General features: G+C 64.0%; 25 protein-coding genes. 14 read left to right on the plus strand and 11 right to left on the minus strand.

What is annotated here, in order from left to right:
* Positions 1 to 35: 35 nt before the first annotated feature.
* Positions 36 to 854 carry an aldo/keto reductase gene (locus tag IVB13_RS34065; RefSeq protein ID WP_247491676.1) on the plus strand — a complete coding sequence of 273 codons (819 nt, stop codon included), beginning with the start codon at positions 36 to 38 and terminating at the stop codon, positions 852 to 854.
* Between the two features lie 235 nt (positions 855 to 1,089).
* Here the strand turns inward: IVB13_RS34065 and IVB13_RS34070 are convergent, their stop codons facing one another.
* Positions 1,090 to 1,317, minus strand: a complete 228-nt coding sequence (locus IVB13_RS34070) for a hypothetical protein (protein ID WP_247491678.1) — start codon at positions 1,315 to 1,317, stop codon at positions 1,090 to 1,092.
* A 96-nt stretch (positions 1,318 to 1,413) separates the two neighbouring features.
* On the minus strand, positions 1,414 to 1,866 hold the full coding sequence (locus IVB13_RS34075; protein ID WP_247491680.1) for a hypothetical protein: 453 nt from the start codon (positions 1,864 to 1,866) through the stop codon (positions 1,414 to 1,416).
* Between the two features lie 157 nt (positions 1,867 to 2,023).
* Here IVB13_RS34075 and IVB13_RS34080 point away from each other — a divergent pair, with 157 nt between their 5' ends.
* Complete coding sequence (locus tag IVB13_RS34080) at positions 2,024 to 2,296, plus strand: helix-turn-helix domain-containing protein (protein WP_018456224.1); 273 nt, start codon at positions 2,024 to 2,026, stop codon at positions 2,294 to 2,296.
* Positions 2,297 to 2,300: 4 nt separating this feature from the next.
* Here the strand turns inward: IVB13_RS34080 and IVB13_RS34085 are convergent, their stop codons facing one another.
* Positions 2,301 to 3,533 (minus strand): PLP-dependent aminotransferase family protein, encoded by a 1,233-nt coding sequence (locus IVB13_RS34085; RefSeq protein WP_247491693.1) that lies wholly within the window; start codon positions 3,531 to 3,533, stop codon positions 2,301 to 2,303.
* Positions 3,534 to 3,624: 91 nt separating this feature from the next.
* Positions 3,625 to 4,152 (minus strand): DUF3124 domain-containing protein, encoded by a 528-nt coding sequence (locus tag IVB13_RS34090; RefSeq protein WP_026233112.1) that lies wholly within the window; start codon positions 4,150 to 4,152, stop codon positions 3,625 to 3,627.
* Between the two features lie 67 nt (positions 4,153 to 4,219).
* Between IVB13_RS34090 and IVB13_RS34095 the strand changes: the two genes are divergently transcribed.
* The 4 genes from IVB13_RS34095 (at position 4,220) to IVB13_RS34110 (ending at position 9,625) form a co-directional block, all read left to right on the plus strand.
* Complete coding sequence (locus IVB13_RS34095) at positions 4,220 to 5,947, plus strand: cation:proton antiporter (protein ID WP_085352555.1); 1,728 nt, start codon at positions 4,220 to 4,222, stop codon at positions 5,945 to 5,947.
* Positions 5,948 to 6,100: 153 nt separating this feature from the next.
* A complete protein-coding gene (gene ribB / locus IVB13_RS34100) occupies positions 6,101 to 7,177 on the plus strand; it encodes a 3,4-dihydroxy-2-butanone-4-phosphate synthase (protein WP_018456228.1) in 1,077 nt (358 codons plus the stop codon).
* A gap of 160 nt (positions 7,178 to 7,337) precedes the next feature.
* Positions 7,338 to 8,552 (plus strand): acyl-CoA dehydrogenase, encoded by a 1,215-nt coding sequence (locus IVB13_RS34105; RefSeq protein ID WP_007594720.1) that lies wholly within the window; start codon positions 7,338 to 7,340, stop codon positions 8,550 to 8,552.
* A gap of 149 nt (positions 8,553 to 8,701) precedes the next feature.
* Positions 8,702 to 9,625, plus strand: coding sequence for an MBL fold metallo-hydrolase (locus IVB13_RS34110; protein WP_085352554.1), 924 nt, complete (start codon positions 8,702 to 8,704; stop codon positions 9,623 to 9,625).
* 7 nt (positions 9,626 to 9,632) lie between these two features.
* Here IVB13_RS34110 and IVB13_RS34115 read toward each other — a convergent pair whose 3' ends face one another.
* Both IVB13_RS34115 and IVB13_RS34120 read right to left on the minus strand, forming a co-directional pair.
* Positions 9,633 to 10,487: a DUF1499 domain-containing protein gene (locus tag IVB13_RS34115; protein ID WP_085352553.1), complete on the minus strand. Its 855-nt coding sequence runs from the start codon at positions 10,485 to 10,487 to the stop codon at positions 9,633 to 9,635.
* A 242-nt stretch (positions 10,488 to 10,729) separates the two neighbouring features.
* On the minus strand, positions 10,730 to 12,358 hold the full coding sequence (locus IVB13_RS34120; RefSeq protein ID WP_085352551.1) for a fatty-acid--CoA ligase: 1,629 nt from the start codon (positions 12,356 to 12,358) through the stop codon (positions 10,730 to 10,732).
* 65 nt (positions 12,359 to 12,423) lie between these two features.
* On the opposite strand from IVB13_RS34120, the gene IVB13_RS34125 reads away from it, so the two are divergent.
* Entirely contained in the window at positions 12,424 to 13,560 is a 1,137-nt protein-coding gene (locus IVB13_RS34125; RefSeq protein WP_247491695.1) for an extensin family protein, read from the plus strand.
* Between the two features lie 37 nt (positions 13,561 to 13,597).
* Here the strand turns inward: IVB13_RS34125 and IVB13_RS34130 are convergent, their stop codons facing one another.
* On the minus strand, positions 13,598 to 14,284 hold the full coding sequence (locus IVB13_RS34130) for a L,D-transpeptidase (protein ID WP_018456233.1): 687 nt from the start codon (positions 14,282 to 14,284) through the stop codon (positions 13,598 to 13,600).
* A gap of 335 nt (positions 14,285 to 14,619) precedes the next feature.
* Between IVB13_RS34130 and IVB13_RS34135 the strand changes: the two genes are divergently transcribed.
* Entirely contained in the window at positions 14,620 to 15,597 is a 978-nt protein-coding gene (locus IVB13_RS34135; RefSeq protein ID WP_018456234.1) for a magnesium transporter CorA family protein, read from the plus strand.
* Between the two features lie 611 nt (positions 15,598 to 16,208).
* Here IVB13_RS34135 and IVB13_RS34140 read toward each other — a convergent pair.
* Together IVB13_RS34140 and pdxH are read right to left on the minus strand one after the other, a co-directional pair.
* Positions 16,209 to 16,961 carry an SDR family oxidoreductase gene (locus IVB13_RS34140; RefSeq protein ID WP_026233115.1) on the minus strand — a complete coding sequence of 251 codons (753 nt, stop codon included), beginning with the start codon at positions 16,959 to 16,961 and terminating at the stop codon, positions 16,209 to 16,211.
* A 97-nt stretch (positions 16,962 to 17,058) separates the two neighbouring features.
* A complete protein-coding gene (pdxH, locus tag IVB13_RS34145) occupies positions 17,059 to 17,700 on the minus strand; it encodes a pyridoxamine 5'-phosphate oxidase (protein WP_247491697.1) in 642 nt (213 codons plus the stop codon).
* A gap of 113 nt (positions 17,701 to 17,813) precedes the next feature.
* Between pdxH and IVB13_RS34150 the strand changes: the two genes are divergently transcribed.
* Positions 17,814 to 18,221 carry an RT0821/Lpp0805 family surface protein gene (locus IVB13_RS34150; protein ID WP_018456237.1) on the plus strand — a complete coding sequence of 136 codons (408 nt, stop codon included), beginning with the start codon at positions 17,814 to 17,816 and terminating at the stop codon, positions 18,219 to 18,221.
* A gap of 109 nt (positions 18,222 to 18,330) precedes the next feature.
* The gene (locus IVB13_RS34155; RefSeq protein WP_247491699.1) at positions 18,331 to 19,296 is read left to right on the plus strand and encodes a J domain-containing protein; all 966 of its coding nucleotides are present in this window, start codon (positions 18,331 to 18,333) and stop codon (positions 19,294 to 19,296) included.
* 328 nt (positions 19,297 to 19,624) lie between these two features.
* Here the strand turns inward: IVB13_RS34155 and IVB13_RS34160 are convergent, their stop codons facing one another.
* Positions 19,625 to 20,395: an anti-sigma factor gene (locus IVB13_RS34160; RefSeq protein WP_085352549.1), complete on the minus strand. Its 771-nt coding sequence runs from the start codon at positions 20,393 to 20,395 to the stop codon at positions 19,625 to 19,627.
* A 106-nt stretch (positions 20,396 to 20,501) separates the two neighbouring features.
* On the minus strand, positions 20,502 to 20,990 hold the full coding sequence (locus tag IVB13_RS34165) for a sigma-70 family RNA polymerase sigma factor (RefSeq protein WP_007594679.1): 489 nt from the start codon (positions 20,988 to 20,990) through the stop codon (positions 20,502 to 20,504).
* A 172-nt stretch (positions 20,991 to 21,162) separates the two neighbouring features.
* Between IVB13_RS34165 and fabI the strand changes: the two genes are divergently transcribed.
* From fabI to IVB13_RS34185, 4 genes are all read left to right on the plus strand, one after another.
* Complete coding sequence (gene fabI / locus IVB13_RS34170; protein ID WP_027568710.1) at positions 21,163 to 21,978, plus strand: enoyl-ACP reductase FabI; 816 nt, start codon at positions 21,163 to 21,165, stop codon at positions 21,976 to 21,978.
* A 14-nt stretch (positions 21,979 to 21,992) separates the two neighbouring features.
* Positions 21,993 to 22,592: a histidine phosphatase family protein gene (locus tag IVB13_RS34175; RefSeq protein ID WP_247491701.1), complete on the plus strand. Its 600-nt coding sequence runs from the start codon at positions 21,993 to 21,995 to the stop codon at positions 22,590 to 22,592.
* A gap of 251 nt (positions 22,593 to 22,843) precedes the next feature.
* Positions 22,844 to 23,932, plus strand: a complete 1,089-nt coding sequence (gene aroC / locus IVB13_RS34180) for a chorismate synthase (RefSeq protein ID WP_247491703.1) — start codon at positions 22,844 to 22,846, stop codon at positions 23,930 to 23,932.
* A gap of 149 nt (positions 23,933 to 24,081) precedes the next feature.
* Positions 24,082 to 25,116, plus strand: a complete 1,035-nt coding sequence (locus tag IVB13_RS34185; RefSeq protein WP_247287488.1) for an IS110 family transposase — start codon at positions 24,082 to 24,084, stop codon at positions 25,114 to 25,116.
* The last annotated feature ends 399 nt before the right edge of the window (positions 25,117 to 25,515 follow it).

Below are 25,515 nucleotides of genomic sequence, written 5' to 3' on the forward strand. Positions count from 1 at the left end.
CCTCCGGCGGGCCGAACGATGTCAGGAACTTGTTCATGGATAATCTCAAGACACAGGGCATCAGCATGCCCAAGCTCGGCCTCGGGACCTTCCGCATGCAGGGCGATACCTGCCGCGCGGCGGTCGAGAGCGCACTGTCGATCGGCTATCGCCATATCGATACCGCAGAGATGTACGGCAACGAAGAACCGATCGGCGCGGCGCTCGCCGCGGCCCGGCTGCCGCGGGGCGAGCTGCACGTCACGACGAAAGTCTGGCACGAGAACCTCAGCCCCGACGCCATCCGTCGCTCTTTCGACGCCAGCCTGACCAAGCTCGGGCTCGATCATGTCGACCTCTATCTCGTGCACTGGCCGTCCAAGGCGGCGAACTGGGGTGCTGTGTTCGAGACCTTGATGACGCTGAAGCAGGAGGGGCGGACGCGGGCGATCGGCGTCGCCAATTTCACCGCGGCGCTGCTGAAGATCGCGGTCGAGGACATCAAGGCGCCGATCGCATGCAATCAGATCGAATACCACGCCATGCTCGATCAATCGAAGGTGCTGGCCTATCTCAACGCCAAGTCGATCCCGCTGGTCGCCTATTGCCCGCTGGCGCAGGGACGCATCGCGTCAGATGCGGTGCTGGCCGAGATCGGCGCCAAGCATAATGCAACTGCGGCGCAGGTCGCGCTAAAATGGCTGCTGGACCAGGACGGTGTCGCCGCGATCCCGAAAGCCTCGCGCCGAGAGAGCCAGCAGGCCAATCTCGACGCGCTGAAGATCACGCTCGACGATGCCGACCGCAACAAGATCGCCGCGCTGCCGAAGGACAGGCGCTGCGTCAATCCCGGCTTCGCGCCGGCATGGGACTGAGAGTCGACGCTGGGCCGCACCGCCGGACCCTCTCCCCTTGTGGGAGAGGGTGGCTCGCCGCGCAGCGGCGAGACGGGTGAGGGGTCTCTCTCCGCGCGCACATTTGTCAGTTTGAATTCGCCGAGGGATACCCCTCATCCGGCGCTTCGCGCCACCTTCTCCCACAAGGGGAGAAGGAAGAAGGCACGCAAAGAAAATGGCCCCGTGAAGGGCCATTTCCATATTGCGTTGCGCATTAGTCCCAATGATGACGGTGACCACGCTTGATCACGACGACGCGGTCGCGATGGCGCCAGCCGCGATGCCAGCCGTGATCGCGATGAATGCCGTATTCGGCGCGGGCGCCATACATGCCGTGATGATGACCACCGCGCTTGATCACTACCGTCTCCGCGCTGGCGAGCGTCGGCATTGCAACCGCGAGCGCGCCGACAGCGGCAAGCACATAACCAATCTTCTTCATGATGTCCTCCTCCAATGGAATGCAAATCTAAACGGCGCATTCGCGGGAACGTTCCGGAGGAATCGCAGGAGAATTCTGAACGCCTGTTCAGGTGAGTTAATCGCAGCGCTGTTGTGCAGGTGTTGGCGCGCCAGTGGCGACGTATTTGCCGTCCCTGATCGTGTATTCGCCGCGCTCACTGCGATTGTAGATTGCGCGCAAGCTGCCTTGCTTCGAGAGTAGGAGGCCGAACTCGCGGGTCTGCTGCAGCAAGGGGAAGTACACCATCACATTGAGCAGGCCGTCGGCGCTGACCATCGCCGATACCACTTCGTTTTCGTCCTTGGCCTCGCCGAAATTGCGCCGGTACATCACCCTTTCGTCCTTCCGGATCTCGTAAGTCAAGAGCGCGCCCTTCTCGCGGTCGGGCCGGCCGGCGCAATCGACCGCCCATGAGCCAAGCAGGCCCCATTGCTCGACGGTCGCCGCAAGCGACTCGGCACCGGCCGCGGGCGTGAACGCAACCCACAGCACTGCTGCCGCGATAGAGCGGCACAAACAACGTCTCATGTCCTGAAAGGCCCCACCTGCAAAGAATTCCGAAGTGTAGCATCCCGCGCGCCATCGTCCACGCTGACCGCCATTCGCGCGCGAATTTGATCCGCGTCAATGAGGCAGCCCGTTTCCCCGGTAGGATGGCGCTCCCGAAGGGAAATTGGATAAACCGATGCTGAATCAAGTCAGGGATTTCGCAGGCGAGGTGCTGCCGGGGAGCTGCGCCGTGCCGCCTTATTCCGAGAGCGCGTTTCTAGCCGAGCTGGGCGACCGCTTGAAGTCCTCGCGCATGCGCTGCGTCCTGTCGCGGCGGGAGCTCGCCCGCCGCTCCGGGATATCCGAGCGCTACATCGCCCAGATCGAGGCCGGAAAGGGCAACGTCTCGATTGTGCTGCTGCTGCGGCTGGCCTCCGCGATCCACGGCAGCCAGCCCCAGATCGTCTGAAGGCTCAAGCTCGATTCTCCACATTGGCACTGCGGGCCGGCACGCCGAACTCCTTGCGGCAGACCTCGGCCAGCACGGCCACGCCCTCGCGGATCTGCTGATGCGAGGGGCTCGCAAAGCACAGCCGCAGTCGCGATCTGGAGTGGTTTTTGTCAGTCGACCATTCCGGCCCCGGATTGATCGATACGCCGGCGGCAAGCGCGGCCTGATACAGCTTCAGCGTATCCACCTGATCGGGCAGCTTCACCCACAGGAAGATCCCGCCCTTGGGCTCCTCGAACTCGGCGGCCGTCCCGAACTGCTCGTTGACGGCCTCCATCAGCGTATCAAGCTTGGTCCGTAGCGCCTTCGTCAGTGCCGGCACGTGGGTCAAAAAATGCGGCTTGCAATAGGCAGCGAGCACCATCTGCTCCAGCGCGCCTGAGCCGGCGTCCGTCTTCAGCGCCAGCATCCGCGACATCAGATCCCAGGGCGCGACGATGAAGCCCACGCGCAGCGCCGGCGCGATCGACTTGGAGAACGAGCCGATATGGATCACGCCGCCGTTCGGGCTCATCGCATGGATCGCCGGCGGCCGCTGTCCCGACCAGACCAGATCGGCATAGCAATCGTCCTCGAAAACAGGCACGCCGTAGTCTGCCGACAGCCGCAACAGCTCGGTGCGGCGGCCCTCCGGCATGATGCTGCCGGTCGGGTTCTGCACGGTCGGAATGGTGTAGATGTATTTCGGACGGATGCGGCGGCCCTTGAGGTCGGCCAGCGTCGTGGCCAGCACGTCCATGCGCATGCCGTCGTGGTCGAGGGGAATGCCAATCACGTTGACTCCGAGCCGTGCCAGGCGGGTCAGCGAGCCCTGATAGCTATCCTGCTCGAAGATCACGGTGTCGCCGCGCGTCAGCAGCGTGGCGTTGACGAGGTCGAGCGCCTGCAGCGAGCCGGACACGATCAGGAGATCGTCGAGCGTGCAGTTGATGCCGGCATCGCGCTTGAGTTTTGCCACCAGGAATTCGCGCAAGGGCAGATAGCCCTGGGGACCATGTGCCAGCCCGTAAGTGGCGAGCGAGCGGCCTTCGCGTTGCAGAGCCAGATTGGCCGCCTCGATCAGATCATCGAGCGGCACCTGCTCGGAGTCGTTGTTGCCGCCGACAAAACTGTATTTGGCGAGGCCCGTCCAGCGCGCAGAGGGGGCCGGCAGCCCTGCGGGAAACAGGGGCGCAAAATCGAAGCTGGACGTCATGGGAGCGTTCCTCGTTGTTTTCTTTTTGAGCCGGCCGGCGTTGCGTCGGCCATGCCTATTTCTTTTGCCCGCATCCGGCGGACAGACGGCCTTAGTTCTTGCCGGCCGTCCGGGTCGGACGGCCCTGGCTGATGAAAGCGTAATGCGCATTGGCGACGCCGCCAACCATCAAGGCCTCGACAGCAGGCTCGGCGATCTCGCTTGCTGCGGCCCAATCGACCAGGAAATTGGCTCCGGTCCCGCCGCGTACGTCGTCGGTCGGAATGAAGATTGAGACGGTGGCGAGGGGCTTCAACGCGACGGGCGCCTTCAGATAGCTCTCGACCTGCTTGCCTGCGGTGTCGAAATAGGCGATGCGTTTGACAACCAGTGCTTGCGTCTCGGAGGCGTTGTGCACGCTCAGGGTCACCGAGAAGTCGACGCGCAGCTTGCCCTGGCTCATCGCGACACTGGAATAGGCGGGCACGTAGAACCCGCCGGCGACGGCGAGTTCTTCTTTCGGCAGTGCGGTGAGGGAATCTGCAAAGTTTTGTTCGATATTCACCTTGGATTGAGCGGCTGCGGGCACGGAGCAGGCGAGGGGGCATAGCAGCAGTGCAATGGCGAGCCCCATCCGCATGTGACGAATTGCTCGCTTGCCGCAACGCACTCGATCACTAGGGTGCGGCAAAACGGACCAATCTGGCATGCACGAGCTCATTCGCGACATCACTCTCTGTATCCTGTTTGCCTGGATGCTGGGCCTGCTTGCCCACTTCTCCAGGCAACCGCTGATCCTGGCCTATCTTATCGCCGGCTTCTGCATTGGTCCATTTGGCGCCGGCTGGGTCAAGTCGCAGGAATCGATCAGCGTCATCTCCGAGCTTGGCCTGATCTTCATGCTGTTCATGATCGGCCTGGAGATCGACCTGAAGAAGATCGTGCGGGCGGGAAAGGTCATCCTGTTCGCGGCGGGCGGCCAGCTCCTCGGCGGCTGCCTGCTCGGGGTGCTGTTCTTCGTCGGCATCGGCCTGTCGCTCGGGGGCGGACAGTTCGATGCGGTTTACCTCTGTGTCGCCTGCGCGCTGTCGAGCACCGTCATCATCGTCAAGGTGCTCTACGAGAAGCGCGAGCTCGACACGCTGCCCGGCCGCATCACCCTCGGCGTGCTGGTGCTCCAGGACATCTTCGCCATCCTGTTTCTAGCGGTGCAGCCGAGCCTTGCCAATCTGGAAATCAGCGTGATCCTGCTCTCGATCGGGCGGGTCGCGGTGCTGGTCGCCGCGGCACTGCTGGTGAGCCGCTACGTGCTGCCGCGCCTGTTTCACCAGATCGCCCGCCGCCCCGAGTTGATCCTGCTCGGCGCGCTCGCCTGGTGCTTCCTGGTCGCCGAGACCGCCGAGCGGCTGTCGCTGTCGCGCGAGATGGGCGCCCTGATCGCCGGCGTCTCGCTCTCGACCTTTCCCTACGCGCTCGATGTCACGGCCAAGGTCACCACGCTTCGCGATTTCTTCATCACGCTGTTCTTCGTCGCGCTCGGCATGACCATTCCCGTGCCCGGCCTCTCCGTGATCGGACTTGCCCTGATGATCGCGGCGTTCACGGTGGTGAGCCGCCTCGTGACCACCTTCGTCCCGCTCTATCTGATGAAGCAGGGCCTGCGCGCCAGCCTGTTGCCGGCCCTGAATCTCGCGCAGATCTCCGAGTTCTCGCTGGTGGTGATCCAGACCGGCGTTGCCGACCACCACATCGCAGCCCAGACGGCGAACGCGGCCTCCTTCGCCTTCGTGGTGCTGGCGGTGCTCTCGACCTTCGTGATGACCCGCAGCGACGAGATCACCCGCTGGGCGATCGGTCCCCTGAAGCGGATCGGCCTGCGCGATCTCGACCACGGCAATGGCCACGGCGAGGAAGGACACGAGGGCCATGGCGAGGCGCGCCGCATCGTCATCCTCGGCTTTTTCCGTGCGGCGAGCGCGCTGCTGGCCGAGATCGAGCGGCAGGCACCGGTGCTGCTCGAGCAGATCACCGTGATCGACTTCAATCCCAATGTGTACCAGACGCTGCTGTCGCGCGGCCTGCACGTGATCTATGGCGATATCAGCAGCGCCGACACGCTGCTCCATGCCGGCGTCGGCAAATCCGAGATGATCATCCTCAGCGTCCCGGATGCGCTTCTGAAGGGTGCCAGCAACGAGAAGCTGGTCCGCCACGTCCGCACCCTCAACCCGACCGCCATGATCATTGCCACGGCCGATCTGTTGTCGGATGTAGACGAACTCTACGCGGCTGGCGCCAGCTATGTCACCGTGACCCGGCTCAGCGACGCCCATGAGCTGTTCACGGTGATCGAGGCCGCCCAGGCCGGCCTGTTGGCCGACAAGCGGGCCGAGCTCGATCAGCGGCTCGGCGAGCGGCGCGAAGTGCTGCCCTGACCGCTCCCGGCCGGCTTCTCACCGGGCTTAGGCCCGACGCGAGCCGCCCGTCGGGCAGGGCTGCGGTCCGGCATATGCGGTTGCGCCGGGGACACTAGCGCCCCGGCTCAAGTCCGGCTAAGCCTCCGGGCCATAACCGATAGAGATTGGGAAATGCCGGATAACGTCCAGGAAGTCTTGCAGGCCTTTGCCCGGGGTGAGCTCGTGGTCGTCACCGACGACGAAGACCGCGAGGGCGAGGGCGATCTGATCGTCGCCGCCTCGTTCTGCACCGCCGAGAAGATGGCGTTCATCATCCGCCACACCTCCGGCATCGTTTGCGCCCCGATCACCAGCGAAGATGCGCGCCGCCTGCGGCTCGATCCGATGGTGGCCCACAACGACTCAGCGCACACCACCGCATTCACGGTCTCGATCGACTACAAGCCCGACGGCGGCACCGGCATCTCGGCCGAGGAGCGCGCCTCGTGCTGCCGCGCGCTGTCCAATCCCAATGCCGGCGCCAACGACTTCGCCCGTCCCGGTCACATCTTCCCGCTGATCGCCAAGGACGGCGGCGTGCTGCTGCGCTCCGGCCATACCGAGGCCGCGGTCGACCTGTGCAAGCTCTCCGGCCTGCCGCCGGTCGGCGTCATCAGCGAGTTGATGAACGACGACGGCAGCGTGATGAAGGGCGAGCAGGTCGCCCGCTTCGCCGCCCAGCACAAGCTCAAGCACGTCACCATCGCCGACATGATCGCCTACCGCCAGGTGCGCGAGAAACTGATCGAGCGGGTCTCGACCTTCGTCACCGAGAGCCCGATCGGGCCGCTGCAGGGCTATGCCTACCGCTCGCCGTTCGATTCCATCGCCCATGTCGCCTTCGTCTACAACGGCGTCGGCGACGGCAAGAACGTCCTGACACGCTTTCACAAGCCGAACATCGTCAAGGACATCTTCACCGGCCACAAGCGCATGGCGGCGGTGCTCGAGCACTTCAAGAAATCGGGCCGTGGCGTTCTGGTCTATCTGCGCGACGGTGCGGCCGGTGTCCCTGTGGCGCCGCTGCCCGATGAGAGCGCGACCGAGGCCGACCGCAACCGCCAGTGGCGCGAAGTCGGCGTCGGTGCACAGATCCTGCGCGATCTCGGCGTCACCTCGATCCGGCATCTCACCTCCTCGGTGCACGACTACAAGGGCCTTTCGGGCTTCGGCATCGAGATCGTCGCCAACGAGCTACTCGAAAGCTAGCGCTGTCATCCAGGGGTGCGCGAAGCGCATCCCCCGAGGCGCGCCTCGCGGGTCCCCGGGAATCACGCAGACCCGTACATCTGCAACGCAATTGCACTTGTTGCCGCGGCGCTTTACTTTGTCGGGCAAATTTTGACGGAACCAGACGAAAGGACGTTTCATGACCGCGCGCCCTCAGGCCAAGGACAAGCCGGCTTCGGCTTCTTTCCAGTGGGACGATCCGTTCCTGCTCGACGAGCAGCTCACCGAAGACGAGCGCATGGTGCGCGACACCGCGCGCGCCTACGCCCAGGACAAGCTGCTGCCGCGCGTCGCCAAGGCCTATCTCGAAGAGAAGACGGATCGCGAGATCTTCAACGAGATGGGCGAACTCGGCCTGATCGGCATCACGTTGCCGGAGGAATATGGCTGTGCCAATGCAGGCTATGTCGCCTATGGTCTGGTCGCGCGCGAGATCGAGCGGGTCGATTCCGGCTACCGCTCGATGAACTCGGTGCAGTCCTCGCTGGTGATGTATCCGATCTACGCCTATGGCGACGAGAACCAGCGCAAGAAGTACCTGCCGAAGCTCGCCAGCGGCGAGTGGGTCGGCTGCTTCGGGCTGACCGAGCCTGATGCCGGCTCCGATCCGGCCGGCATGAAAACGCGCGCCGAGAAGGTGTCGGACGGCTATCGCCTGACCGGCAGCAAGATGTGGATCTCGAACGCGCCGATCGCCGACGTGTTCGTGGTCTGGGCCAAGTCGGCCGCGCACGACAACCAGATCCGCGGCTTCGTGCTGGAGAAGGGCATGAAGGGCCTGTCGGCACCGAAGATCGGCGGCAAGCTGTCGCTTCGCGCCTCCATCACCGGCGAGGTCGTGATGGACGGTGTCGTGGTTCCGGAAGACGCGCTGCTGCCCAACGTCTCCGGCCTGAAAGGCCCGTTCGGCTGCCTCAACCGCGCCCGCTACGGCATTTCCTGGGGCGTGCTCGGCGCGGCCGAGGACTGCATGCACCGCGCCCGCCAGTATACGCTCGACCGCAAGCAGTTCGGCAAGCCGCTCGCCGCGACCCAGCTCGTGCAGAAGAAGCTCGCGGACATGCAGACCGAGATCGCGCTGGGCCTTCAGGGCTCGCTGCGCGTCGGTCGCCTGATGGACGAGGGCAAGTTCGCTCCCGAGATGATCTCGATCATGAAGCGCAACAATTGCGGCAAGGCGCTCGACATCGCCCGCGTCGCGCGCGACATGCACGGCGGCAACGGCATCTCGATCGAGTATCACGTGATGCGCCACGTCCATAACCTCGAGACCGTCAACACCTACGAGGGCACCCACGACGTCCACGCCCTGATCCTGGGCCGCGCGATCACGGGCATTCAGGCGTTTTTCTGAGCAAACCGCCCCAGTGTGGGATGCGACTGAACTCTCCAATCGCGTCATGGCCGGGCTTGTCCCGGCCATCCACGTCTTAGACCACGCGAAGAACGTGGATGCCCGGCACGAGGCCGGGCATGACGAAGTCAGCAAGGTACGAGCAAGCCATGTCCGACAACGACGACGTCCCGTTCAACCGCGACTTTCCGCTGAAGCCCGGCATCGTCGAGGAAGTCCGCCCCGGCGTGCGGCGCGTGCTCTGTAACAATCCGAGTCCGTTCACTTTCACCGGCACGGTCAGCTACATCGTGGGCCGGGGCAACGTCGCGATCATCGATCCCGGTCCGGACGACGAGGCGCATGCGGCGGCGCTGCTCGATGCCGTCAGCGGCGAGACGGTGAGCCATATCTTCGTCACCCACACCCACCGCGACCATTCGCCGAACACCGCGCGGATCAAGCGGTCGACCGGCGCGCCAGTTTACGCCGAAGGCCCGCACCGCGCCTCGCGCCCGCGCTTCGAGAGCGAGAAGCACAACCCGGAATCCGGCGCCGACCGCGACTTCGCGCCCGATATCAGGATCGGCCATGGCGACGTGGTCGAAGGAGATGGCTGGCGGCTCGAGGCCGTGGCGACACCCGGCCATACCGCCAACCACCTCGCTTTTGCCTGGCCCGAGCGAAAATTCAACTTCGTCGGCGATCACGTGATGGGATGGTCGACCTCGATCGTGGCCCCGCCCGACGGCTCGATGATCGACTACATGGAATCGCTGGATCGTCTCGCCGCGCGCGAGGAGGATGTGTATTTCTCCGGTCACGGCCCCGAAATTCCAGAAGGCCCGCGCTTCGTGCGCTTCCTGATCCGTCACCGCAAGGCGCGCGAGGCCTCCATCCTGCACCGCCTTGCCAAGGGCGAGACCGACATCCCGACCATGGTCCGGGCGATCTATATCGGCATCGATCCGAGGCTCACCACCGCGGCGGGCTATTCCGTGCTGGCGCATCTGGAAGACCTGGTCGCCCGCGGCGTGGTGGCGACGGACGGCGATCCCGTGATCGGCGGGACCTATCGGATGGCGAACGCTTAGCCTTCCGTCACTTCTTCACCGTCTTCGCCGGCGCCTTCGGCGGCGCCACCGGCGTCTTCTTCACCGGCTTGAGTGCGTCGGCATCGGCGGCGGTGTTGAGATCGTCGATGAATTTCTTCACGCGTGCGGCGTTGCTGCCGAGGTCGCTCTCGAAATAGCGCGAGGCGGAGCGGATATCGACGCGGGAATCCTCGCCGTCGGGCACGACCCGGATGGCGATGTCCTCGCGGAAACCCATGATCGGTGAGCGCGCCACCGCCTCGATGCGGCCGATGCGGCGCGGGGGCTGCGGCGCGCGCTCGTCGATGATCAACCATTTGCGCTTGTTGACCAGCTGAAGCGCGATCGCATAGGCGCGGTCGACTGAAATCTCGAGCTCGATCGGCTCGATATCGGGATAGAATTGACGCTGCTGCTCGGCCGAATAGAGGCCGGCATACACAGCGGTATTGGCACCATCGCCGGTGCGCAGGCGGGCCAGCGCGTCGAAGCGCGGCGGGTCGATCGGGTCGGTGGTGATGTCGTGGATCGCCGGCAGCTTGCGGTATTGCAGGCCGAGATAAGCGGGATAGGCGAGGATCGCGCCGTCGATCAGGAACGCAAGCAGGATGCGCGCCATGCCGCGCGAGCCGTTCTGCCAGATCGCGGCGAAGCCGGCGAGCCCGAACAGGATCGAGAGCGCGGCAATCCCGAGCCCGCCGAAGAAGGTCGCGAGCGCCGGCTTCATCTCCAGGAAGCCGAACCGGACGATGATGATCGAGACCACCACCGCCACCACGGCGAACACGGCCAGATTGCGCGCCCAGCTCGCGAGGCTGGACACGGGCTCCGACTGGTAGGGAGCGGAAAACCTGCGGGCCATCGGGTCAGCTCTGCCGGGATCTTGGGGACGGTGCCGGCCGATCTGGCACGACGATGGGCCGTTGAGACCACGGCCCGCGGGCAAATTCAAGAGTTCCGCAGAAGGCTGCATCGTCATGGCCGGGCTTGACCGGCCATTCACGTCTTTTTGCCATGAGGACGCGGATGTCCGGGCCGTCGCCGCGCCGAAGGGGCTTTGGCCCCGCAGGCGGGACGAAGCCCGGGCACAACGTCCGAGATGGCCTACGCCGCCGCGTTCGGGAAGCGGTATTCCCTAAACTGATCGCGCAGCGCGGTCTTCAGGATCTTGCCCGTCGCCGTGTGGGGGATACCGTCGACAAAGGCAACGTCGTCGGGCATCCACCATTTGGCGATCTTGCCATCCATGAACTTCAGGATGTCCTCGCGGCTGGCCTGCTGGCCCTGCTTCAGCTGCACGATCAGCAGCGGACGCTCGTCCCATTTGGGATGGAACACGCCGATCACGGCGGCTTCCGCCACCGCGGGATGGCCGACGGCGAGGTTCTCCAGCTCGATCGAGGAAATCCACTCGCCGCCGGACTTGATCACGTCCTTGGAGCGGTCGGTGATCCGCATGTAGCCGGCTTCGTCGATGGTCGCGACGTCGCCGGTGTCGAAGAAGCCGTCCTCGTCGAGAATGTTGGCGTCGACCCGGTAATAGGCCTTGGCGACGGCCGGGCCGGCGACCTTGAGGCGGCCGAAGGTCGTGCCGTCCCACGGCAGTTCCTTGCCCGCATCGTCGGTGATCTTCATCTCGACGGCGAACGGCGCGTAGCCCTGCATCTGGAGCACGTCGAGCCGCGCCTCGCCGGTCGCATTCTGGAACGGCGGCTTCAGCGCCGCGACGCTGCCGATCGGGCTCATCTCGGTCATGCCCCAGGCGTGACGGACGTTCGAGCCCATGTCGAGGAAGGCCTTGATCATCGAACGCGGCATCGCCGAGCCGCCGCAGATCACCATCTTCAGGTCCGGCAGCTTCAGATTGTTCGCGGTCATGTGCTGGAGCAGCATCAGCCACACCGTGGGCACGCCGGCGGTATGCGTCACCCTCTCGGTCGAGAGCAGCTCATAGACCGAGGCGCCGTCGAGCTTGGCGCCGGGCATCACGAGCTTGGTGCCCTGCGACGGCGCGGAGAAGGCGATGCCCCAGCTGTTGGCGTGAAAGAGCGGCACCACGGGAAGCATGGTTTCGGAGGCGCTGGTACCGAGCGCGTCGACATTGTTGGCCATCAGCGCGTGCAGCACGTTGGAGCGATGCGAATACAGCACGCCTTTGGGATCGCCGGTGGTGCCCGATGTGTAGCACATCGCGGCCGCCGTGTTCTCGTCAAAGTCCTTCCATTTAAACTTGCCGTCGGCCTCCGCGATCCAGTCCTCGTAGGCGACCACGTTCTTCAGCGTCGTCTGCGGCATGTGCGCCTTGTCGGTGAGCACGACATAGCGTTCCACGCTTGTCAGCTTGTCGGCGATCTTCTCCAGGACCGGAATGAACGTGATATCGGTCATCACGATGCGGTCCTGCGCGTGGTTGATGATCCAGGCGATCTGCTCGGGGAAAAGGCGGGGATTGACGGTATGGCAGATGGCGCCGATCCCCATGATGCCGTACCAGACCTCAAGATGGCGCCAGGTGTTCCAGGCGATCGTTGCGACACGGTCGCCGAGCTTGATGCCGTCGCGCTCCAGCATCTGCGAGACCTTGAGCGCGCGCTTGTGGATATCGGCATAGGTGGTGCGATGGATCGGTCCCTCGACCGAGCGCGTCACGACCTCCTGCTTGCCATGAATCTTGGCGGCGTGTTCGATGATCCTGTGGCAGAGCAGGGGCCAGTCTTGCATCAAACCAAGCATTCCGTCGTTCCTCCGAGAAGCCGCTGGGCGGATTGTCGCTCTCAGCGTTGGGCCAAAGAATTGTCATGAGTTTTAGCCTGCCCGCCTTTCGCCGCAAATGGTCTTGTCGCGGCTATATGTCCGTCGGCGCGGCAATGGTTACCGTCGCGCTCGGGCTCGCGGATCGGGCAGAGGCGCGCAAATATGGGTCCCCGCTGGACATCTTTGGTATTGCTGCACCACGGCCGCGCGCCACGGTTCATTCTGCCAATATCTCTGGCAGGATCCCGCTCCCAAAACCTCGCCCCGAGGAGGCCCCCAAGGGGTCGGCTAAGGCATCGGACGAGGCTCCTGCGGAGACCGGCGGCAAGCCTTCCGCGGAAAAGCCTTCCGCGGACAAACCAGGCGCCACCAAGCCCGCCGAGGCGGCGCCGCCGCCCGAGAAGCAGGCCTCGGCGTGCCGCCTCGCGCTGACCGAGGAGATCGCGATCGCGCCTTCGATCCCGGATATCCGCGGCCCCGGCGCCTGTGGCGGCGAGGATCTGGTGCGGCTCGAGGCCATCGTGCTGCCGGACAAGCGCAAGGTGGCGGTCAAGCCGGCGGCGATCCTCCGCTGCACCATGGCATCCGCAATCGCCGATTGGGTGCGCAAGGACGTGGTGCCGCTGGCCGCGAGCCTCGGCTCGACCATCAGCGATCTCGAGAATTTCGACAGCTTCGAGTGTCGTGGCCGCAACCGCGTCGTCGGCGCCATGCTGTCCGAGCACGGGAAGGCCAATGCGATCGATGTGCGCGCCATCAAGCTCGCTAATGGGCAGTCGATCGGCCTGACCGACCGCACCATGCCGCGCGAGGTGCGCGAGCGCGTGCTGCATTCGGTCTGCTCGCGCTTTTCGACTGTGCTCGGCCCCGGCTCGGATTGGTACCACGAGGACCATATCCATCTCGATCTCGCGCAGCGGCGCAACGACTACCGGATCTGCCAGTGGAACGTCTGGGATCCGCTGCCGCAGGTTGCCCCGCTGCTGCCGGCGGAACGGCCCGAGGAGGCGCCGCCGCGTGAGGTCGCGGCCAAACCCGAAGCGAAGCCCGAGGCCAAGCCCGAGACGAAGCAAGGAATTGACGACGAGGCGGCGGAGAAGTCGGCTGCCTCTGCGGACAAGCCGGCGGCCGACGGCCACAAAAGCCGGCCGCACAAGCCGGCAACAAAAAAGCGCCGGTGAAACCGGCGCTTTTGAATGTCAGAGATCAGGTACCTGATCAGTAGCTGCCCGCCTGGCCAGTTTGGCTGCCGCCGAGCGCAAGCCGTGAATTGTAGGGCGAGTCGCCATGCTTGGGCTCGAGCACCACAACGAGGGTGCCGACCTTGACGCGATCATAGAGGTCGATCGCGTCCTCGTTGGTCAGGCGGATGCAGCCCGACGAGATCGACGCGCCGATATATTCCGGCTGGTTGGTGCCGTGAATGCGGAACAATGTGTCCTTGCCGCCGGAGTAGAGATACATCGCGCGGGAGCCCATTGGATTGTCCGGACCGGGGGCGACGAAGGTGGGCACGCCCAGGCGCGAAATTTCGCCGGGGGTGGGGTGCCAGGCCGGCCACTCGGTCTTGCTGCCCACCTTGGCGATGCCCGACCAAGCCATGGCTTCTTCACCGACGGTGATGCCGTAGCGGATCGCCTTGCCGCCATCCAGAACGTAGTAGAGGTAATGGTTGTCGGAATCGACCACGATCGAGCCCGGCGATTCCTTGCGGTGGTACTCAACGATGGCGCGGCGGAACGGCTCTGCGACCGGGGTGTTCTCGTACCGAACCTTGGCAAGGAGTTCCTTGTCCTTCGGCTTGAAGGCCTTGGTGTCGGTCGCTTCAAAATGCGTGGCCTGCATGCAGCCCGACAGCATCAGGCCAGCAGCCAAAATACCCAGCGTAACTTTCAGCGACGACATGATTTGGTTCCAATCGACAACAACAAGCTTTCGTGGAGCTTGAGTAAGCCCAATTCCACGATCCGTTGGCCCCATTATCGTTGAAATCTGCCACAATTCCAGCCTCACGACGCTTCTCCCGCGCTGCAAGACCTTACCTGTGGCTTTTCTGCCGCAAGTTTTGCGGGCCAGAGCCGGTTTTTGGGTAAAACGGTCGTAAGTGTCGATTCCGTGCCACAGTTGGGCCATGGCGTCGCCACAAATGCAAACGCTCCGTTAATGTGCTTGTCATCATCAACTTGTCAGAATCGCGCTAAGCGCTGTCAGTCTGTCGCAGGCCCCTGCTGGAGTTGTGCATGTTTTCTGTGTTCGTTCCCTTCGAGTCCTCCCTCAAGAAGGCCGTCATCGAGGATCTCGCAGCAGTCCCGGAGCATGCGGTCTGGATCGACCTGGTCAACCCCACCGCGGCCGAGGACAAAGCCGTCGAGAAGCTCTCGGGGATCGCAATCCCGACCCGGGAGGACATGCAGGAGATCGAGATCTCGAGCCGCCTCTATATGGAGAACGGCGCGCGCTACATGACCGCGACGCTGATGTGCCAATCCGATACCGACATGCCCAGGACCACGGCGGTCACGTTCATTCTGGGCGACCACCGCCTGGTAACGGTGCGCTATGACCAGCCCAAGCCCTTTGCGCTGGTCGAGGCCAAGCTGGCCCGTTCCTGCACACCGGCCATCACCGGCGAGATGGTGCTGATGGAGCTGCTCGATGCCGTGATCGACCGCTGCGCCGACATCCTGGAGCGCTGCGGCGCCGAGATCGATCAGGTCTCCCATGACATTTTCGAGCCGGAGAGCGAGCGCCACGGTCACGCCAAGCAATATTCGCAAATCCTGATCTCGATCGGCCGCAAGGGCGATCTGACCTCCAAGGTTCGCGAGAGCCTGGTCTCGATCGGCCGCGTCGTCGCCTTCCTTTCCGCGGTGGTGGAGGGCGTGAAATGGTCGAAGGACATGCGCGAGCAGCTCAAGACCATGCAGCGTGACGTCGTCTCGCTGACCGATCATGCCTCCTATCTCTCCAGCAAGATCACCTTTGTGCTCGACGCCATGCTCGGCGTCGTCAATCTCGAGCAGAACAACATCATCAAGCTGTTTTCGGTCATGGCGGTTGTCCTGATGCCGCCGACGCTGATCGCCTCGATCTACGGCATGAACTTCAAATCGATGCCGGAACTCGAATGGGTGCACGGTTATCCGTTCGCGCTGGTGCTGATGCTGATTGCGGCGATCGTTCCGTACTGGATCTTCAAGTGGAAGAAGTGGCTGTAATAGTGACCGAGACCTTACGCCGGACGCAGAGACACAGTGTCTGGTGTCGCAGAATAGAGCGGGATTGCGGCCGCACGGCGATGTGTGCTCGCCGCCCCAATTCCTCCGGTAAAATTTGAGCGGTGGGCTGAACGTTTGCGCGAAACTTGTCTGCGATAAGGAGCAGGTAAGCCGCGAGGAACAGCCATGGTTGAAAAACACATAACGACGCCCCCCAACGTCATCGATCTGGCGAGCTATCGCCACGTCGCGACGAGCGGCAAGGCGTCGTCGATGTCGGCGCGCATGTGCCGGCACTGTGGTGCTCCGCTGCTCGACGGCGAGAACGACGACGATTGCTCGACTGCAATCAGCACGGCCGCTCCGCAGCCACGCGAGAGGTCACGTCGGATTCGACTCGATTGAGGAACGGAAAGCTAAGGGCGATCCAGGTCTTGCGGCGGCGTTGTCTGGATCGCCTTGCTTCTCCGGCGTAATTTCCAACATCATCATTGCGAGGAGCTCGCGACAAAATTGCGAAGCAATTTTGCACTGAAGCGACGAGGCAATCCAGACTGTCCTCACCGAGGCAGTCTGGATTGCTTCGCTTGCGTTTGCAATGACGCGGTAGCCTACACGTGCTGGCCGCCGTTGATGTGGATCTCGGCGCCGTTGACGTAAGAACTGGTGTCCGTGCACAGCACGTAGATGATCTTGGCGACCTCGTCCGGTGTGCCGAGCCGGTGCATCGGGATCTGCTGGTCGACGATCTTCTCGGTGCCCGGCGACAGGATCGAGGTGTCGATCTCGCCCGGCGCGATCGCGTTGACGCGCACGCCGACGCGGCCGAAGTCGGAGGCCATTTCGCGCGTCAAGGACGCCAGCGCGGCCTTCGAGGTGGCGTAGGCCGCGCCCGCGAAGGGATGCACGCGCGAGCCCGCGATCGAGGTGACGTTCACGACAGAGCCCTTGGCCGCCTTCAATTCCTCGATCAGCCCGCGCGCCATCATGATCGGCGCGAAGAAGTTGACATTGAACACGTGGGTCCAGGTGTCGAGGTCGGTGTCGATCGAGCCGAGCCTGGAGCCGCCGGCCCCCTTCGGCGAGATCGCGGCGTTGTTGACCAGCGCATGCAGCATGCCGCCTTCGAGACGGTCGCGGATGTCGGAGATCGCGCGCGTGGTATCTGCGGGGGTGGCGAGGTCGACCTGGATATGGTCCTCAGGGCCCGCGTCCCAGGGACAATCCTCCGGGAACGGATGCCGCGAGCAGGTGATCACGCGCCAGCCGGCCGAGGAGAAACGGATCACGGTGGCATGGCCGATGCCGCGGCTCGCCCCGGTCAGGAGCAGCGTACGGCGCGGCGCATTGGACGACTGCGGCATGGACATCTTTCAGGCTGGAGCATGATCCGGACCCGGAGGGCCGCGTTAGCGCAAACTGTGCAGCGGTTTTCCGAAGGGATCATTCTCGAACAAAATTCTAGGGATACATTCGCGTCTTGGACCATTTCTGGCCGGCCGCGTCACGGCGAAATTCAATGCGGTCGTGCAGGCGGAACGGGCGGTCGTGCCAGAACTCGATACGCGACGGTGTTATACGCCAGCCGCTCCAGCCCGGCGGACGCGGCACCTCGCCGATCATGTGCTTGGCGGCGACCTTGGCGATCGCCTGCTCGAAAGCGAAGCGGCTCTCGAGCTCCTGCGACTGCTTGCTCGCCCAGGCGCCGATCTGCGCCTGCTTGGGACGGGTGGCGAAATAGGCGTCGGCTTCGGCCTCGGTCACCGGCGTCACGTTGCCGCGGATGCGGACCTGACGGCGCAGCGACTTCCAGTGAAAAAGTAACGCCGCCTTAGGATTTGCGGCGAGTTCGCGGCCCTTCTGGCTGGCGATGTGGCTGTAGAAGACGAAACCATCGGTATCGAAGCCCTTCATCAGCACCATGCGCACGTCCGGCAGGCCGTCGGGATCGACGGTCGCGAGCGCCATGGCGTTCGGATCGTTCGGCTCGCTCTTGATGGCTTCGTTCAGCCAGGCCCCGAACAGCGCAAACGGCTCGTCGGCGGCGGTGAAATCACCGGATGTTAAGGGTGTCTGGTGTTTCATCGAGGTCGTGTCGGTCATGTCTGGGGTCCGAGTTGCGTCCTGCGGTCCAAAACGCGTTGTTGTCTGCTACCGCCCTATATAGGGTATGGGGACGCGTTGGCCTATCGGCGATCCGGCCGTGCGGCTTCGTCATGACGATCATTCTGATCGGACTCGGCACCGGCGGTTGCAGCTTTTCCCGCAACGACAAGAGTGCCTACGCCAAGGCCGATGACAGCGACCTTACCGGCTCGATCGCAATGCCGGCCAGGGTGGCGGCACCGACAGAGACCGATCTCGCCTTCGCCCGCAACGCCGCCTCCGACGTCCTCAGCAAGAACGATAAGGATTCCAGCCAGCATTGGGAGAATCCGGAAACCGGGGCGCGCGGTTCGGTCACGCCGATCGCGCAATCCTATGCCGCCGAGGACGGCCGCAAGTGCCGCGACTTCCTGGCGAGCTACGTCAATGGCAGCACCGAAAGCTGGCTCCAGGGCGCGGGCTGCCAAAGCAGCCGTGGCAGTTGGGAGATTCATACGCTAAAGCCGTGGCGGAGCTAGGAATCGCTTCACCAGGCTAGTTGCAAAAATACCACTCGCCCCCCACATGAGGCTCAGTTGGGGCGGGGAGCCCTTTGAACAATTCGATTTCTTGAAGGAGACGTGACGGATGCGCGACCCCTATGAGGTCTTGGGGGTGCCGCGGAGCGCCAACGCTGCCGCGATCAAGAGCGCCTATCGCAAGCTTGCCAAGAAGCACCATCCCGACAGCAACAAGAACGACCCGAAGGCGGCCGAGCGCTTCGCTGAACTCAATACGGCCAATGAGATCCTCGGCGACGAGGACAAGCGCAAGCAATTCGACCGCGGCGAGATCGACGCCGACGGCAAGCCGCGCTTCCAGGGTTTTCCGGGCGGCGGCGGTGGGCCGCGCGGGCGCGCGGGTCCCGGCGGGTTCGAGAGCTATACGTTCCGCGGTGGCGGCGCGGGCCCTGGTCCGGGCGGCGGCGCGTTCGAGGACATCCTCAACAGCATGTTCGGAGGAGGGCCGCGTCCGCGCCCCGGGGCCGGCGGCGGTGCCCAGTTCGAATTCGACACCGGCGGGATCGGGCTCGATCTCGACGTCAATGTCGCCATGACCGTCTCGCTGGAGGAGGCGGTGAAGGGCGGCGAGAAGCGCGTCCGGCTGCCGAACGGCAAGGAGCTCAACGTCAAGATTCCGGCCGGCGTGACCGAAGGCCAGCAGATCCGGTTGCGGGGGCAGGGCGAGAGCGCTCAGGGCCATCCGCCGGGCGATCTCCTGATCACGATCGGCATCGCGCAGCATCCGTTCTTCAAGATCGAGGGCGCCGATCTCAGGATCGACCTGCCGGTCACGCTCTACGAGGCGGTGCTTGGCGGCAAGGTCCGCGTGCCCACCCTCGGCAATGCCGTGGAGCTTTCGGTTCCGCAAAACACCTCCAGCGGCCGGACCTTCCGCCTGAAGGGCAAAGGATTGCCAAAAGCTGGTGGAACCGGGGATCTCTTCGTCACCGTCAGGATTATGCTACCGGACGGGAACGACGCCGAGCTTGAAGCATTGATGGAGAAGTGGCGGGACCAGCGCCCCTACAATCCACGTAGCGGGCTTGGCTAAGTGTGATCCGGAAACTGTGAGGGGTTCTCCTAAAGACTGAGAGCGTCGTCCATCGAGATGATGCTCATCATATGCCCGAGGCGTGGTAGCCCTTCTTGGCTCACGTGCTCGACGTGTCGGCTGTCCGGCGGGGCAGCCGATAAAAAGGTGCGGCCTCGGGAGGGGGACCAGCGCGGTACCAAAAACCCCAATCGAGGCCGCCCGCGTCGATCGGCGGATCGAACGCTGCTCATTTTCGCGTGATCATCCGGTGCGATAATGAGACGCGCCGATGTCTTCATTCCAAATTTTCAATGTCGGAATCGAGGCACCGCGTTTGCGTGGTTGTCTAGGTGCCGCTTTTCTCTGCTTGGTCGTAGACCGCCTGCGCCACTTTGGTCAGCCGGTCCCGGTCGCCGCCACCGCTGACGACGTAGCCGACGCCGCGCTCCGACCAGAACAGCGCCCCGTCCTTGTCCGTTCTGGCATACCGCATCTGCGTCGCGCCATTCTCGGTCTTGGCGGTGTAGATCGTGTACCGCTCGCCCGAGGCGCCCTCATACATCAGGAACGACGCCGGGCCGTTCGGTCCCGGCAAGAGCCGGCCGCCGACGAGCTTTAGTCCACTCGCCTCCAGGTTCGGAGCAAACACGGTCCAGCCGCAGCGTCTGGTCAGCCAGGCCTGGAGGTGGTCGCGCTCGTTGCCGCCGACCTCGACGGGATGGCGAACCTCGACGACATAGAGGCGGTGGGCGTCGAGTGCGTCGGTCGTAAAGCTCTGGAAAGTCGAGGGCGCGTTGGCGGCACCGTGCGCCAGCCAGCCGGCGGTGCCGCCGGCCATGAAGGCCACCAGCACAGCCGCGGCGGCGCCATAGAGCCAGTGCCGCGGGCGGCGCTCCAGCCGTTCGAGCTCGAGCCGCGCCGGCACCGGCTCCTGGGCGACGGAATCGTAGCGGGCGTGCAGCATCTCGGCCATGGCGCGCCAGGACTGCACGCGCTCGCCATCCTCGGGCTGCGCGGCAAGCCAGGCCTCGACATCGGCGCGGCGCTCGGCCGGCAGCTCGCCGTCGACATAGGCGTGCAGTTCGTCCTCGGTGACTGGGATCTTGCGGTCGTTCATATCGATCGTCTCTGGCTCTGCGGCCCAAAATGTTCTTCGTGGTTCAACTGCGCCGCTTTCCGCGCCATGCAGGAGAAACGACCGGCGCGATGCATCAATCCTGCAATCATTTCACCCGCCTGAGCGCCGGGCGCTCGCCCTCCAGCGAGGCTTTGACGTGGGCGCGGGCGCGTGCCAGGCGCGACATCACTGTGCCGATCGGCACGCCCTGGATGTCGGCGACCTCGCGGTAGCTCATGCCCTCCAGCATCACCAGGAGCAGCACCGAGCGTTGCTCCTCGACGAGCGTCGCCAGCGCCCTCTCGATATCGCGCCCTTCGGCTTCGGTCCCGCTGGCATCCGGGTTGTTCTCCGTCAGCTGCATGAATTGCGGCCGTCGTGCCAGCGAACGCCGCCGGTTCTTGTTGAGGTTGGTCAGGATCGTATAGAGCCAGCTCCTGACGTCGCCTCCGAGGAACAGACGCTCCGAACGCAGCGCCCGCACCAGCGTATCCTGCACCAGATCGTCGGCCGCATCCGCCTCGCGCGTGAGCGCGCGGGCGTAGCGGCGCAACGCCGGGATCATGGCTTCAACACTCTGGCGAAACGCACTCATTGCGGTCTTGACGTCCTGATGTCGGCGCGAGCGCCACAACGATCATAACACCCGAGCGGAACGGCTATTCCGGCGCTTGAAACAGCGTTAACGCCGCGTATTAGGACTGTACCGCAACGGAGGGCTGGTGTACCTCCAAACCTCACCGGGAGCTCGACGGGACGTTAGCAAAATGGCGCAGAATTCAGGTCTGATGCAGGGCAAGCGGGGCGTGGTCCTCGGCGTTGCCAACAACCGCTCGATCGCCTGGGGCATTGCCAAGGCATGCCACGCGGCCGGCGCCGAGCTTGCCTTCACCTATCAGGGCGATGCGCTGAAGAAGCGCGTCGAGCCGCTCGCCGCCGAGATCGGCGGGCTCGTGCTCGGCCATTGCGACGTCACCGATGCTGCGACCATCGATGCGGCCTTCGCGGTGCTGAAGGAGAAGTGGGGCAAGATCGACTTCCTGGTGCATGCGATCGCCTATGGCGAGCAACTCGACGGCCGCTACGTCGACACCACGCAGGAGAATTTTTCGAAATCCCTGCTGATCTCCTGCTATTCGTTCACGGCGGTGGCGCAGCGCGCCGAGAAGCTGATGACCGACGGTGGCTCGCTCATCACGCTCAGCTATTACGGCGCCGAGAAGTGGATGCCGCATTACAACGTCATGGGCGTCGCGAAAGCGGCGCTCGAAGCGAGCGTGCGTTATCTCGCCGCCGATCTCGGTGAGAAGAATATCCGCGTCAACGCGATCTCCGCGGGGCCGATCAAGACCCTCGCGGCGTCCGGCATCGGCGATTTCAGATATATCCTGAAGTGGAACGAGGCCAACGCACCGCTGCGGCGCAACGTCTCCACGGAAGACGTCGGCGGCAGCGCGCTGTATTTCCTCTCCGACCTCTCGCGCGGCGTCACCGGCGAGGTGCACCACGTCGATTCCGGCTATCACGTGCTCGGCATGAAGCGCCCGGACGCGCCGGACATTTCGTTCGGCGGGAAGGACTAACTTTTCACCCAGCAATGCCTGTGCCCACGATCTATTACCTTCGCCACGGCGAGACCGAGTGGAATGCGCTCGGGAGGCTTCAGGGCATCAAGGACATTCCGCTGAACGCACGCGGTCGCGGTCAGGCCGCGCAGGCCGGCGGCATTCTCGCCGATCTGTTCAAGCGCGAGGGCCGCGACAAGGCCGCATTACCCTACGTGTCGAGTCCGCTTGGCCGCGCACGAGAGACCATGGAACTGGCGCGGAGCAAGCTCGAACTGCCGACTGCGGACTATACGCTCGACGATCGCCTGCGTGAGATCGGCTACGGCACCTGGGAGGGACTGACGCTGGCGGAGAGCGAGGCCTCCGATCCCGACATCTACGCCCGGCGCCTCGCCGACAAATGGACGGTGGGCCCCGCGGGCGGAGAGACCTACGCCGATGTGCAGGTCCGCGTGCGCGCCTGGTACGACCAACTCCGGACCGACACCGTCGCGGTCGCCCATGGTGGGACCTGCCGGGCCCTGATGGTTTCACTCGGCCTGGAGACGCCGGCGAGCGCCGCCGAGCTTTATATCGAGCAGGGCGCCGTCTACGTGTTCCGGGACGGGCGGTGGGAGAAGTTTAGTTAAGCCGGTTCGCTTGCGCGTCCTCCGCCGTCATGCCCGGGGCTCGTTCCGCCTGCGCGGCCGAAGCCGCTTCGCGAGGCGAAGGCCCGGGCATCCACGCACTTTTCCAGCTCGTGGCACCCGAGAACGTGGATGGCCGGGACAAGCCCGGCCATGCCGATTGTGGAGATCATTTGACCCTCCATCCAGATCGCGTTACGTCACGTTGACATTCAGCAGAGGCGTTGCAAGGCAACGTTAGGCGGCAGTTCGCGATGTCCTTCAACACCTTCGGCCACATGTTCCGCGTCACGACCTTCGGCGAGAGCCATGGGGTGGCGATCGGCTGCGTGGTCGACGGCTGCCCGCCCATGATCCCGCTCGTCGAGGCCGACATCCAGGGTGATCTTGATCGCCGCCGGCCCGGCCAGTCGCGCTTCACGACCCAGCGTCAGGAGCCGGACCAGGTCAAGATCCTGTCCGGCGTGATGGCGCATCCGGAGACCGGCGTGCAGGTGACGACGGGCACGCCGATCGGGCTCCTGATCGAGAACACCGACCAGCGCTCAAAAGACTATTCCGAGATCAAGGACAAGTTTCGCCCTGGTCATGCCGACTTCACCTATGAAGCGAAGTACGGCCTGCGCGACTATCGCGGCGGCGGCCGCTCGTCGGCGCGCGAGACCGCGACGCGCGTCGCCGCCGGCGCGATCGCGCGAAAGGTGCTGCCCGACGTGAAGGTGCGCGGCGCGCTGGTGCAGATGGGGCCGCACAAGATCGACCGCGCGAAGTGGGACTGGGACGAGATCGCGAAGAATCCGTTCTTCTGTCCGGACAAGGACAAGGCCGCGTTCTTCGAGACCTATCTCGACGGCATCCGCAAGAGCGGCTCCTCGATCGGCGCGGTGATCGAGGTCGTCGCCGAAGGTGTGCCGGCTGGCCTCGGCGCGCCGATCTACGCCAAGCTCGATGCCGAGCTCGCCTCCGCAATGATGAGCATCAATGCCGTGAAAGGCGTCGAGATCGGCGCCGGCTTTGGCGCGGCCGAACTCACCGGCGAAGAGAACGCCGACGAGATGCGCACGGGCAATGACGGCACGCGTTTTCTGTCCAACCACGCCGGCGGTGTGCTGGGCGGCATCTCCACGGGGCAGCCGGTGGTGGTGCGTTTCGCGGTCAAACCGACCTCGTCGATCCTGCAGCCGCGTCTCACCGTCGATCGCAACGGCGCCGATACCGAGATCATGACCAAAGGCCGCCACGATCCCTGCGTCGGCATCCGCGCGGTCCCCGTCGGCGAAGCCATGATGGCCTGCGTGTTGGCGGATCATTTCCTGCGCGACCGCGGCCAGGTCGGGCGCTAGCGTTCCGCGAGGCGCTTGTATCGCGCCACTAGATGCCGTAATGGGCCCTGCTCCGAGGAAGGGGTCATGATGGTGGCTGTCCCCCGATAGATGATGAAACGGGGTCACGACTTGAGTCGGCCCCAAGCATCTAGAGACGGAGGACAGCCGTGGAGAACTATGCCGGAATCGACGTGTCATTGGAACTGTCGAGCGTGTGCGTTGTGGATGCCCAGGGTAAGATCCTGAGAGAGGCGAAGGTCGCAAGCGAACCCGACGCCTTAGTTGAGTTTTTTGAGACGCTCGGCTTTGCAGTGGAGCGGATCGGGCTGGAGGCTGGGCCGCTATCCCAATGGCTGCATGCGGGGCTGAGAAAAGCAGGATTCGAAACGGTTCTGCTGGAAACACGGCACGTAAAGGCCGCATTATCGGCGATGACGGTAAAGACTGATCGCAAGGATGCCCGCGGGATAGCCCAGTTGATCCGGATGGGCTGGTTCCAGCCGGTGCACGCAAAGTCGGTCGGTGCGCAGGAGATCCGGGCACTCCTGATCGCGCGCAAACAGCTTCTCGGGCGACTTATCGATGTGGAATTAAGTATCCGAGGGATTTTGCGTGGCTTCGGGCTGAAGGTTGGCCCGGTGACGCGGAGGAATTTCGAAGCGCGGATCCGAGAGTTGGTTACTGGTCAGGCTACATTAGAGCGCATTGCCGGTGCGATGCTTTCGGCGCGATCTGCCTTGAAGGCAGAGTACGGAAGGCTGCACAAGGCTGTGCTGGCAACTGTGCGTGACGATGCGGTCTGTCGCCGGCTTATGACCGTGCCGGGGGTTGGTCCCTTGGTGGCCATCACCTACAAATCGGCGATTGATGACCCTCATCGCATCGCGAAATCGAAGGCGGCAGGTGCGCTGTTCGGGCTCACGCCAAAGAAGTACCAATCGGGAGAAAAGGACGTCACGGGCGGAATCACGCTGGCCGGTGACGAGATGGTGCGCACGGTATTGTATGAAGCCGCCAACGTTTTGCTATCGCGCATCACGCGGTTCTCAAAACTTAAGCGCTGGGGGATGGACGTCGCCAAGCGGCGAGGCTCGAAGCGCGCAAAAGTTGCCTTGGCACGTAAGCTTGCAGTGATCCTGCATCGGATCTGGGTCGACGGCACAACTTACCGATGGGCTGAAACGGGCCCGATCGCAGCATAGAGCACGAGGAGAAGAGCCGGAATGCAACCGGGCTGAACAGAAGCCCAGTGCCCGAAGTCCCGTCGCCGGGACGGTGGATGCGGTGAAGCCGTTACACGCCCAGTGGCCGTCGTCCGACGAACCACGCGTATCTAGATAGGCTCACCGCTCCCTCTGACAGCATGATGTGGCGGCCAGGCGTTGACCACGGACAGAAGCATGAGCTCGGCGGCGCGACGTTCACCGGGAGGCTTGACATCATCGGGCCCATTACAGAAGGGTCTGTACCTAATTAGCGAGTTCTGATTCCATGGTGCCAAGTTGATTCGGCACGGGGGACTTCGATGCGGAAAGGACTGTTCTGGCTCAACGACAAGCAGTGGGCTCAGATAGAGCCGCATCTGCCAACAAACCAGACCG

The organism is Bradyrhizobium sp. 17 (assembly GCF_023073515.1).
GTDB classification, from domain to species: Bacteria; Pseudomonadota; Alphaproteobacteria; order Rhizobiales; family Xanthobacteraceae; genus Bradyrhizobium; species Bradyrhizobium canariense_D.

What these genes read in the sequence shown, in the direction of transcription:
- IVB13_RS34065 (WP_247491676.1), top strand. Translation starts at nt 36, where the DNA reads ATGGATAATCTCAAGACACAGGGCATCAGCATGCCCAAGCTCGGCCTC.
- IVB13_RS34070 (WP_247491678.1), bottom strand. Translation starts at nt 1,317, where the DNA reads ATGAAGAAGATTGGTTATGTGCTTGCCGCTGTCGGCGCGCTCGCGGTT.
- IVB13_RS34075 (WP_247491680.1), bottom strand. Translation starts at nt 1,866, where the DNA reads ATGAGACGTTGTTTGTGCCGCTCTATCGCGGCAGCAGTGCTGTGGGTT.
- IVB13_RS34080 (WP_018456224.1), top strand. Translation starts at nt 2,024, where the DNA reads ATGCTGAATCAAGTCAGGGATTTCGCAGGCGAGGTGCTGCCGGGGAGC.
- IVB13_RS34085 (WP_247491693.1), bottom strand. Translation starts at nt 3,533, where the DNA reads ATGACGTCCAGCTTCGATTTTGCGCCCCTGTTTCCCGCAGGGCTGCCG.
- IVB13_RS34090 (WP_026233112.1), bottom strand. Translation starts at nt 4,152, where the DNA reads ATGCGGATGGGGCTCGCCATTGCACTGCTGCTATGCCCCCTCGCCTGC.
- IVB13_RS34095 (WP_085352555.1), top strand. Translation starts at nt 4,220, where the DNA reads ATGCACGAGCTCATTCGCGACATCACTCTCTGTATCCTGTTTGCCTGG.
- ribB (WP_018456228.1), top strand. Translation starts at nt 6,101, where the DNA reads ATGCCGGATAACGTCCAGGAAGTCTTGCAGGCCTTTGCCCGGGGTGAG.
- IVB13_RS34105 (WP_007594720.1), top strand. Translation starts at nt 7,338, where the DNA reads ATGACCGCGCGCCCTCAGGCCAAGGACAAGCCGGCTTCGGCTTCTTTC.
- IVB13_RS34110 (WP_085352554.1), top strand. Translation starts at nt 8,702, where the DNA reads ATGTCCGACAACGACGACGTCCCGTTCAACCGCGACTTTCCGCTGAAG.
- IVB13_RS34115 (WP_085352553.1), bottom strand. Translation starts at nt 10,487, where the DNA reads ATGGCCCGCAGGTTTTCCGCTCCCTACCAGTCGGAGCCCGTGTCCAGC.
- IVB13_RS34120 (WP_085352551.1), bottom strand. Translation starts at nt 12,358, where the DNA reads ATGCTTGGTTTGATGCAAGACTGGCCCCTGCTCTGCCACAGGATCATC.
- IVB13_RS34125 (WP_247491695.1), top strand. Translation starts at nt 12,424, where the DNA reads ATGAGTTTTAGCCTGCCCGCCTTTCGCCGCAAATGGTCTTGTCGCGGC.
- IVB13_RS34130 (WP_018456233.1), bottom strand. Translation starts at nt 14,284, where the DNA reads ATGTCGTCGCTGAAAGTTACGCTGGGTATTTTGGCTGCTGGCCTGATG.
- IVB13_RS34135 (WP_018456234.1), top strand. Translation starts at nt 14,620, where the DNA reads ATGTTTTCTGTGTTCGTTCCCTTCGAGTCCTCCCTCAAGAAGGCCGTC.
- IVB13_RS34140 (WP_026233115.1), bottom strand. Translation starts at nt 16,961, where the DNA reads ATGCCGCAGTCGTCCAATGCGCCGCGCCGTACGCTGCTCCTGACCGGG.
- pdxH (WP_247491697.1), bottom strand. Translation starts at nt 17,700, where the DNA reads ATGACCGACACGACCTCGATGAAACACCAGACACCCTTAACATCCGGT.
- IVB13_RS34150 (WP_018456237.1), top strand. Translation starts at nt 17,814, where the DNA reads ATGACGATCATTCTGATCGGACTCGGCACCGGCGGTTGCAGCTTTTCC.
- IVB13_RS34155 (WP_247491699.1), top strand. Translation starts at nt 18,331, where the DNA reads ATGCGCGACCCCTATGAGGTCTTGGGGGTGCCGCGGAGCGCCAACGCT.
- IVB13_RS34160 (WP_085352549.1), bottom strand. Translation starts at nt 20,395, where the DNA reads ATGAACGACCGCAAGATCCCAGTCACCGAGGACGAACTGCACGCCTAT.
- IVB13_RS34165 (WP_007594679.1), bottom strand. Translation starts at nt 20,990, where the DNA reads ATGAGTGCGTTTCGCCAGAGTGTTGAAGCCATGATCCCGGCGTTGCGC.
- fabI (WP_027568710.1), top strand. Translation starts at nt 21,163, where the DNA reads ATGGCGCAGAATTCAGGTCTGATGCAGGGCAAGCGGGGCGTGGTCCTC.
- IVB13_RS34175 (WP_247491701.1), top strand. Translation starts at nt 21,993, where the DNA reads ATGCCTGTGCCCACGATCTATTACCTTCGCCACGGCGAGACCGAGTGG.
- aroC (WP_247491703.1), top strand. Translation starts at nt 22,844, where the DNA reads ATGTCCTTCAACACCTTCGGCCACATGTTCCGCGTCACGACCTTCGGC.